General features: G+C 36.9%; 4 protein-coding genes. All 4 read left to right on the forward strand.

The window, feature by feature from the left end; all coding sequences use genetic code 11:
- The first annotated feature begins 51 nt into the window (after positions 1–51).
- The gene (locus C1A02_RS13155; protein ID WP_164997230.1) at positions 52–7,365 is read left to right on the forward strand and encodes a GLUG motif-containing protein; all 7,314 of its coding nucleotides are present in this window, start codon (positions 52–54) and stop codon (positions 7,363–7,365) included.
- Positions 7,366–7,368: 3 nt separating this feature from the next.
- A complete protein-coding gene (locus C1A02_RS13160; RefSeq protein ID WP_129588176.1) occupies positions 7,369–7,845 on the forward strand; it encodes a hypothetical protein in 477 nt (158 codons plus the stop codon).
- Positions 7,846–8,060: 215 nt separating this feature from the next.
- Entirely contained in the window at positions 8,061–8,513 is a 453-nt protein-coding gene (locus C1A02_RS13800; protein ID WP_442339005.1) for a hypothetical protein, read from the forward strand.
- Positions 8,514–10,177: 1,664 nt separating this feature from the next.
- Positions 10,178–11,252, forward strand: a 1,075-nt coding sequence (locus C1A02_RS13170) for a GLUG motif-containing protein (protein ID WP_279385509.1), incomplete at its 3' end; no start/stop codon positions are given.

Raw genomic sequence — 11,252 nt, forward strand, 5'->3', positions numbered from 1 at the left:
TCCGGTTGCGCAAGTGGGTCTTCAACAGCAACAGAAATGAGATCAGCAGAAATGCAGACACAGACCTTTGCAGACATGCTGAATGCTAATATTGATAATCTAAATCTGTCAGGTTGTATCGGTTGGAAATGTAATACAGAAGCTAACAATGGATTTCCGGTATTACAGGGAATGGGGGAGAGTGATGTAAGTGGTGACACAACACCCCCAACAATTTCTGTCTATCAATATCAAAATTACGCGGATGGTACAGAGACAATACATGCGACAGTAGCGGATGACAGCAGTGGCATAGCAATTCAAAAATATGCAGCAGGAACTCAGCCCGCAAGCTATTTTGCAACAAATGGCACTGAGTTCAATAGTTCGACAATAAATGGTTTAACAATAGGAACATATACTATTTATGCAAAAGATAATGCGGGCAATGAAACAACGAAAGCAACTACATATACCGCAATATCCGGAACTGGTACTTCATCGGATCCGTATGTTATAACAACACCGTTACAGCTAGCTGTAATAACCACAGGGCTTGGGAAATGCTACAAACTTGGAAATAATATAGATCTGTCAAGTTATAAAGATTGGACACCTATTGGAAACACTTCAAAACCGTTTACAGGAACCTTTGATGGAGATGGGTACACGATAAGCAACTTGACAATCGGAACTGAAAGTAGCCCGAGTGCTTTATCGTATTTGGGGCTATTCGGATATACAGGCACAGCAACAATCAAAAATGTAGGGCTAAAGAATGCCTCAATCTATTCAACGGGTGACAATATAGGTGGCCTTGTAGGGTGTTGCAACGGTAATGCGATCATTACAAATACATACATAATTGGCAATGTATCGGGTTGCTCCTATGTCGGAGGTTTGATAGGACATGTTTTAGGATCAAATAGTGTAATTTCTAACTCTTATGCGACCGCTGAGGTATCAGGCAGCAGTAATTATGTAGGCGGTCTGGTAGGAGCAAAAGTAGGAGCTATCATAAATTGTTATTGTAACAGCGTCGTTAAAGGATCATCATATATAGGCGGATTAACAGGACACAGCAATGGAACAATCACGAATTCATATGCTACAGGTATCGTTACAGGCGCATCCCACATAGGTGGATTAGTAGGAATGAATTACGATAAAAGCAAGATTATTAATTCCTATGCGGCAGGAAATGTATCCGGTAATCAATATGTAGGAGCTTTTATAGGATCCAAGTACGGCGAAATTACAGATAGTTACTGGAAAACAAATGCGCAAATACCCGGTTGCGGGGAACGTAGAGGGACTTTTACGGCTATTGAGATGTTGGCAGAAACTATGCAAACACAGACCTTTGCAGACGCACTGAATGCCAATATTGATAATCTAAATCTATCAGGTTGTACGGGTTGGAAATGTAATTCAGAAGCTAACAACGGATTTCCGGTATTGCAAGGAATTGGAGATGGAGTTGCAATTTCAGATACAACAGCCCCGACTATAACAGTAGACGCATTTCAAAATTATACCAGTGGAGTGGAAATAATACATGCAGCTGTAGTAGATGATAATAGCGGTATAGCAATCCAAAAATATGCAGTAGGAACTCAGCCCACAAGCTATTTTGCAACAAATGGTACTGTATTTAACAGTTCTATAATAAATGGTTTAACAATAGGTACATATACTATTTATGCAAAAGATAATGCTGGCAATGAAGCCACTAAAGTTATAACATATACTCCTAATAAAGGAAGTGGTACAAGTCCAGACCCATATGTTATAACAACCGCATCTGAACTTGCGGCAATTTCTACAGGACTAGGATACAGCTATAAGTTAGGTAATGATATCGATCTGTCAAGTTATGCAAACTGGATGCCTATCGGAAACAATTCAAAATTTTTTACAGGAAGCTTTGATGGCAGCGGGCATACAATAAGCAATTTAACAATAGGAACTGAAAGTATTCCGAGTACCTTGCCGTATCAAGGATTATTCGGATATATCGGTGCAGCGACAATAAAAAATGTAGGATTAAAAAACACTTCAATCTATTCAAATGGTGACTATGTGGGTGGCATTGCAGGGTACTGCAATGGAAATGGAACAATAACAAATACATACGTAACCGGTAATGTATTAGGCAACTCCAATGTCGGATGTTTAATCGGATATGTTTCAGGCTCAAATGCTGTGATTTCTAACTCTTTTGCAACCGCTGAGGTATCCGGCAGCAGAGACTATGTAGGCGGTCTGGTCGGACAAAGTTCTGGTACAATTATGAATTGTTATGTAAACAGCATCGTGCGGGGCGCATCCTCTACCGGTGGAATAGTGGGGTACAATAAAGGTAAAATCACTAATTCTTATGTAGCGGGCAGTGCAACGGGTAATCAAACAATAGGATGTTTTGTAGGATCTAATTCCGGAAAAGTTATTAGCGGATACTGGAAAACAACTGCGCAAATGTCTGGTTATGGGTATAACTCTGGGGCTTTTACGGCAACGGAGATGCCAGCAGCAACTATGCAGACACAGACCTTTGCAGATACACTGAATGAAAATATAAGTAATTTGGGTTTAACATTTTGTGTAGGTTGGAAATACTATTCTGGAGTAAATAGCGGATTTCCTGTGTTACAAGGAATTGGAGATGGGGATGTAAGTTCGGATACAGAAGCTCCGACAATAGAGGCATTTGCGTTCCAGAATTACAATGACGGAACAGAAACGATTCAAACTATAATAACGGATGATAGCAGCGGTATAGCAATTCAAAAATACGCAGAAGGAATTCAGCCAACAAGCTATTTTGCTTCAAGCGGTAATATTTTTACAAGTTCGACAGTAAGTAGATTAATTGTTGGAACATATACCATTTATGCAAAAGACAATGCCGGAAATGAAACAACTAAAGTTGTTACGTTTACTCCTGTTAATGGAAGCGGTATAAGTTCAGATCCATATATTATTACCACTGCAGCACAACTTGTAGGAGTTTCAACTGGTCTTGGAAAATATTATAAATTGGGGAACAATATAGATTTGTCAAACTATCCAAACTGGGAGCCAATAGGCAACAATATCAAACCGTTTACAGGAAGCTTTGATGGCAGTGGTTATACGATAAGCAATTTAACAATTGGAACATCAAGCGAACCGAGCAACTTATCGTACTTAGGACTATTTGGATCTATAAGTAATGCATCTATAAAAGATTTATGCCTAAATGTTTCCATATATTCTAGCGGGTTTAATATAGGTGGCCTTGTAGGGTATTATAATGGATCGGGAAAAATAACAAATTCATGTGTATCAGGTAATGTGTCAGGCAGTTCCTATGTCGGAGGTTTGATTGGGAATGTACTCTCATCGTCTGCTATAATCTCAGATTCTTATTCCACGGCTGAGGTGATAGGGAGTAGCAATTTTATAGGTAGCCTGATAGGGCAAAATGGCGGAACAGTTACGAACAGTTATGCGAAAGGTAACGTGTCTGGCAACAGTAGTGTAGGCGGCATGGTTGGACAAAACAGAGGAACTGTTACGAATTGTTATGCAATTGGCGATATATCGGGTACTTCCAACTTAGGTGGATTTGTTGGGGACAATGGCGGTAAGGTTATAAATTCATATGCTGCGGGTAAAGTATTTGGTAATTCCAATGTGGGAGGTTTTGCAGGAAAAAATACGAATACAATTACCCGTGGGTATTGGAACACAACTGAAAATTTATCTGGATACGGTTTAAATTCAGGAACGTTTGCAGCTGCAGGAATGGCACCTGCAGATATGCAGACACTGGCATTTGCATATACGCTTAGCACAAATATAGATGATCTGGGCCTTTCAGGATGTGTCGATTGGAAATATGTGAATGGACCGCCTGTTTTACAAGGTGTTGGTGAAGGTATTGCAACTGAAGATACCACTCCCCCAATGATTAATGCCTATGCGTACCAGAATTATTCTACTGGTAAAGAGGAAATTTACACTACTATATATGACGATAATAGTGGTATCGCCATACAGAAATTCTTAGCTGGTGAACAAACGATAGATACTTTTAAAACAAGCGGTATTGTATTTACTGGTACAACAATTAGTGATTTAACAGCGGGAACATATACAATCTATGCAAAAGATAATGCGGGAAATGAAGCTATTAAGGTTGTAACTTATTCTTCAGCATTAGGAGATGGTACGGATTCCAATCCATATATCATAACAACTGCGGGGCAGCTTGCGGCAATTCCAACAGGACTTGAGAAATGCTACAAGCTTGGAAACAATATTGACCTTTCAAGCTATAGAAATTGGAAAGCGATAGGAACTAGTACGAATCCTTTTACAGGAACATTTGACGGAAACGGCCATACAATATCTAATTTGATGATTGGTTCTTCACCAGTTCCAAGCTCACAGCCGTATCTTGGATTGTTTGGAGTTATCAATAAAGCAATAGTTAAAAATATTACTGTTTACACCTCAATTTATTCCAGTGGTAATTATATTGGAGGTCTTATTGGAAAAAGCAGTAATTCTAGTATCGTTGAAAATGCATATCTGTTTGGAACTGTTTTAGGCAATAATTATGTCGGTGGTATAGTCGGCTATAACGAATCCAGTATCATTAATAGTTCTTCTTCAGAATGTATGGTATCTAATAGTGGTAATAATGCCGGTGGCCTGGTTGGTAGCAATGTTAGTGCGGGGCGTATTACAAATTCGTATTCCACAGGAAATGTATTTGGAGATACAATTATTGGTGGTTTTGTGGGAAGCAACACTGGAACTGTAATAAATTCATATGAAACAGGTAATGCATCAGGAAATTCCAATATAGGTGGTTTCGTAGGTACGAATAGCGGTTCCATCATTAATTCATATGAGGCTGGGGGTGTTTCAGGAACTTCCAATGCAGGTGGTTTCATTGGGACTAACGGCGGTGCACTAACCAATTGTTATTATAACGCAACGTCAAACTCCGCACCGGGTAGCTCTGACGTCACAGGGATAACTTTTTCAGCTATGAAGGAGCAGTCATTTGCTGATACGCTAAATTCCAATATTAGCAGTCTGGAAAATTCCAGTTGTATGCAATGGAATTATGATTCGGACTATAATAATGGTCTCCCATATCTCAATGGCGTTCCCGTTTATGAAACCAATTTTGATGGAACAACCACTACTAAGGTCACGAACTCAGATGGCAGCATGGATACGAAAACTTTCGACGCAAGGGGAAATCTAATTTCAAACAAGAATTCGAAGTATGGTACAACCACCTATACTTATGATGAATCTGGTATTCTGCAGACAATCACCGACCCACAGGGAACGGTAACATTTTATAATAGCGATGGAACAATAGCTAACGAAACCGATTCAAATGGAAATAGCATTTCATATACGTATGATTCTAAAGGAAACTTGACATCAAAATATGATTCTCAATTTGGAGAGACAACCTTTTCCTATGATTCAAATGGAAAAATAGAAACCGATCCTGATGGCACAGTGATAAACTATAATAGCAACGGACAAACTATTTTAATTACGTATTCGGATGGTAATACAAGCACTTTCAAATATGACGATATCGGGAATCTGATCTATTTTTCAAATTCAACGTATGGAACAATGACTTTCGCTTATGATTCGAGTGGTAATTTGATTTCTGTTTCAAGCCCGGATGGCACAGTCACTACTTTTGACCCTTCCAATAAAACTGGAAAAATGACATATTCTGATGGAAGAACAATTGATATTACTTACGATACTTTAGACAATATTAGCCTCACAAAGGATTCCGTTTTAGGAATTAGTTCTTATATCTATGACGAAAAAAATCGTCGCGTATCAATTAGTCAACCCAATGGCCAAATTTTTAATTTTAACACTTCTGGTAATATAATTTCTATACAAAATCAGTCAAATTCTTCTTCCATCAAAAGTTTAGACTATTCATATGATGAACATGGCAACATTTTATCTGTAAGTGAAAATGGTGTGAAGAAGTCTGCCTACCAATACGATTCAAACAATCAGTTGATTCGTGAGGATAACGGTTGGCTGAATAAAACGATTACTTATACCTATGATGTCAGTGGAAATATTCAAACTAAGACGGATCACCCGTATACAAGTGGGGCTCTAAGTGAATCCACCCATATTTATAATTATCAGTACAACGATTCTGATCAATTGATAAATTATGATGGAAATGAACTTACTTACGATGGTGACGGAAATTTAATATCTTACAATGGCTCAACGTATTCTTGGAGTGGTGAAAATCTTAATGGTATTGCAAATGCGGATAATCAGGTTATTTATCAGTATAACGACAATGGTATACGTACAAGCAAGGCTATAAATGGAAAGCTTACGGCATATACGCTTGATAACAAATATAATGTTGTTAGCCAAGCCGATGACACGAATACTTTAAATTTCATTTATGATATGTATAATTGTTTGGCGGAAATGACGTTTAATGGTACTACATATACTTATGAAAAAAATGCACAAGGTGATATCATTGGATTGTTTGACAGCAACAATAATGAAGTTGTTAGCTATACTTATGACAGTTGGGGCAACTTAATCAGTATTGGTGGTACTCTGGCGAATACATTAGGTGAAGTGAATCCTTTCCGGTATCGGAGTTACTATTATGATTTCGAGTCAAATTTGTATTATTTACAGAGCAGATATTATAATCCTGAAATAGGCAGATTTATTAGTAAAGATGACTCTGGATACCACGATGCCAGTGACTTAATCGATTCGAATTTGTATGCATATGTAAATAACAATCCTATAATCAACACCGACGCTAACGGACATTTTATTAATACAGCTCTAGGTACAATATTTGGCGCTGGATACGGATGGCTTTCGGCTAAATTGACCGGTGGTGATCCGACGGCAGGTGCAGTAAGTGGTTTGTGTAGTGGGTTTTTCATGGGCTTGGCAACTGATTTACTCGTAGCTACAGGTGGATCTAGTGCATTAGTCTCTGCTATTTTAGGTTCGGCAAGTTCAACAATGTCTCAGGTTATATATGTATGTATGACAGAGAAAAATGTAGATGCAAAATATTTTACACAGCCTAAAGTCATTAAAGAGCTTATCTTTACTGCAATGTTAGGCGGGATTTTTAATGTTTGCGGTTACGGATGGACCAATTCTTTTAAAGATCCCCCAATGCAAGGACATATTCTAAAAAGATTAGTTACTTTATGCGATATTCGTATACAGGATGTCAGGCAATCTATTGCTGGAAATACTGCAATAAATTATATTCTTGGGAATAAGCAATTGGTAATTAATCAAGTTTACGATTATTTAGAGAAAGACGGAGATTAAATGGTGAAATATCAAAAGAGTTCAACATTTACTGTCGGCGTGCTCATTATATTTTTTCTTTATTCAGCAGTTGCTCTTTGCTTTGTTATTAAATTTAAATGGAGTGTAATTGAATCTATATTATTTTTCGTTTTTTTTGAATATCCTATGTATATTTTGATTCCAATTGCATGTCTAAGGATAGAATTTGATTATAAAAAAATAAGTTTATACTGTGGATTTATAAAAATACGTACTTTTTCATGGTTAGAGGTTTGCGAGATAGGTGCTGCCCATTCAAGAGGGAGATGCATGCATGTTAATTTTATTTATATTTCCAAGAGACCAATTACGAGTAAAGAACGGTCTGATATAAATAAAATAAAACTAAAAGATCGTAAATTTTTTATTACATTGGAGAATCGTGGCAATATTATTGAGAAACTTAAGAAATGTTCGAAATTGCCATTTCAAGATTTTCCTGTTACAGAAGATTTTTAGAACATGTAGCAGTCAATACCACCCGTAAAACGGGTGGTATTGACTTTGTTGCTTTTCAGGTTTCTTTTGTCATCCGTTCCCTTTTATCGATCAAATGATTGATTTCATATGATTTCCCTTCTTAAATTCGTAATCTTACATTTTTTTCATTATTGGGGGAATTATACAATGAAGAAAAACGATTGAAACAAGGTGGGGGACTCTGGGCTATGATTATGGCTGTCGGAAAAAACATACAGCGTAAAGATGCGTGGGAAAAAGTAACTGGCTTGGCTCAATATACCGATGATTTCCCTACCACAGGGGTTCTTTGCGCCAGATTACTCACAAGTCCATATGGACATGCCCGTATTTTGAAGATAGATACGACAAAAGCGGCGGCATTACAAGGGGTAAAATCAATTTTAACCGGTATGGATTTAAAAGAGTTGTATGGCCCACTGATTTTAGATCGCCCTGCTTTGGCACGTGATNATGGACATGCCTGTATTTTGAAGATAGATACGACAAAAGCGGCGGCATTACAAGGGGTAAAATCAATTTTAACCGGTATGGATTTAAAAGAGTTGTATGGCCCACTGATTTTAGATCGCCCTGCTTTGGCACGTGATAGAATATTTCACCCTAATTATTTTCTTGTTATTGATAATTGCAGTTCAATATTTTAAGAACAAGACTTTGTATAACATTCTTGGTCAAATCGGAAGCAAAGTTCATAATTTAGAAAATTGGATCAAATATCCCAATTATCAATATAGGGATATAGAGGAACAACATGTTTGTAAACAAGAAGAGACTTAATAAGAGATCAGAATTAGTTCAATTGTGAGAAAACACTGGATGTTCCTTTTTTAATATAGAAAAAATTTTGGGAAAAGATATGTAAACTCCAACCTGGACAAAATGTCCGTGCTGGAGTTTTTTACGGTGGGATACTCTATAGCAGATTCAGTATTGGAAATAGTATTATTTAATTTACCTAGCAAACCAAGAGCTCTAATAGAGTTTGTGTCGAATAAAAAATAGAATTATGTCGTAATTTTCTGTATGAGTGTGGATGTTTTGATTTTTCTTTAATTGATTCTAATACGAAATTATTGGATTCAAAAATTTTATTTAAATTTTCCATTTGCAATAATGGTAAAATTTGGTTGTATTTCCTGTAGCGATATAATAAAAGAAAATAGTGCAATATTATAGTAATAAGCGTAGTTTTTGTAATTAAACACTAGAATATATAGTGAGAAATTAATTTTAAGGAGCAAATTTATGGATAAGACTTTAACATTGAGTCAAAAATATGGGATTCAATTAGTTTAGGCGAAAGCCATTTCATAGAACTTAAACCTGCCATTGAAGATAGATCAAAATATAAGTATTCACGTTTCGTGAAATATATTGCAAGAAAAATCGGTGAAGCTCTTAGTTGCATTCGTAAATGATAATGGCAGAAAATTACTTATTACTGTTGAAGATGATGGAACCATAACTGGCTTAGATTACTATGCAAAAGATATTATTTAAATACTTGAAGGCCCTCAATTTAGAATATTTGGATATAGTTTTACCATGGAATTCTGCCGCAATACCTCAAGAGTGACATAATCTTTATAATTTAGATTGATCTCCTGATTCCGGCCAAGTATGAGGCTAAGCACATTCTTCTTTTTTTCAATGTAGCAGAGTACGACATAATTATCATCCAGCTATTCTTAAAATCTAATCTTTAGTTCTTTGCCGAGTTGATATATACTATCTTTTTTTTCGCCGCGACTCCTTCAATGTCCTGCTTGGCGGCAGCTGTATATAAGGGGCTGTACCCTTCTCATCAATATCTCTAGATATGGTAAGGTGCTCATTTTCTGATTGGATAACCTCTTGGAGCAGGGTTTTACTTTGCATAAGGGATATATCAACAACAGGATGATCTTTATAGTAAGGCTACTCAAAGCCGTAAAGCGAATTGGTTATTTGTCTGCAGTCAGCTGATCCCTAAATTGATTTGATATTAAGGTACGCCTTTAAACTTGTGAAAAGTCTGTCTTACATGGACTAAGATTGTGATTTTTCCATTAAAGATACAACAAGCCTTTACAGATTTATTTACGTCGGTTAATGCCGGAAATTGTGGATTCGAGGTCAATTTTTATTTGTTTTGCAGATGGACTCCGTTTTTATCTAAATAAGATAAAGTCCATTTCATTTTGTGGAGTCATTTAGGCTTTACATTGTAACCAAAGAATGCTTTATAGAATAAAGAATACTGTTATTAAGGTTTTATACGCTATTTTATCTTATGATATTTTTAATTATAAAAAAGGAGAATAATGGAGTGAAAAAGTATTTTAAAAGAAATTTAAAATCTTTAATTTGTGTATTGGTGGCTTTGTCTATTTTAATATCTAGTATGCCACTAACGGTAAACGCTGCAAATATAAGCGGAACTGGAACATCGTCAGATCCTTATATCATTACTTCTGCAGATCAACTTGCATCAATTTCTACCACAGGACTTGGGAAATGCTACAAACTTGGAAATAATATAGATCTGTCAAGTTATAAAGATTGGACACCTATTGGAAACACTTCAAAACCGTTTACAGGAACCTTTGATGGAGATGGGTACACGATAAGCAACTTGACAATCGGAACTGAAAGTAGCCCGAGTGCTTTATCGTATTTGGGGCTATTCGGATATACAGGCACAGCAACAATCAAAAATGTAGGGCTAAAGAATGCCTCAATCTATTCAACGGGTGACAATATAGGTGGCCTTGTAGGAAGGTGCAATGGTAATGCAACCATTACAAATACATACATAACCGGCAATGTATCGGGTTGCTCCTATGTTGGAGGTTTGATCGGATGTGTTTCAGGATCAAATAGTGTAATTTCTAACTCTTATGCAACAGCTGAGGTATCAGGTAGCAGTAATTGTGTAGGCGGTCTAGTAGGCCAAAATGGCTATTATAATTCTAATTCTGATTATGTATACGGTGCTACAGTGATAAATTGCTATGCAAATGGAAGTGTAGCCGGCTCATCATATATTGGCGGATTAATAGGACAAAGCAATGGAACAATCACGAATTCATATGCTGTGGGTGTCACTACAGGCGCATCCTATGTAGGTGGATTAGTGGGAAGGAATAACAATCAAGGCCAGATTATTAATTCATATGCAGCAGGAAATGTATCCGGTAATCAATATGTAGGAGGTTTTATAGGGGTCAATTACGGCAAAGTTACGGATAGTTACTGGAAAACAAATGCGAAAATGTCCGGTTGCGCAAGTGGGTCTTCAACAGCAACAGAAATGAGATCAGCAGAAATGCAGACACAGACCTTTGCAGACATGCTGAATGCTAATATTGATAATCTAAATCTGTCAGGTTGTATCGGTTGGA

Source organism: Clostridium minihomine, from assembly GCF_900240385.1.
Taxonomy (GTDB): domain Bacteria; phylum Bacillota; class Clostridia; order Oscillospirales; family Acutalibacteraceae; genus Faecalispora; species Faecalispora minihomine.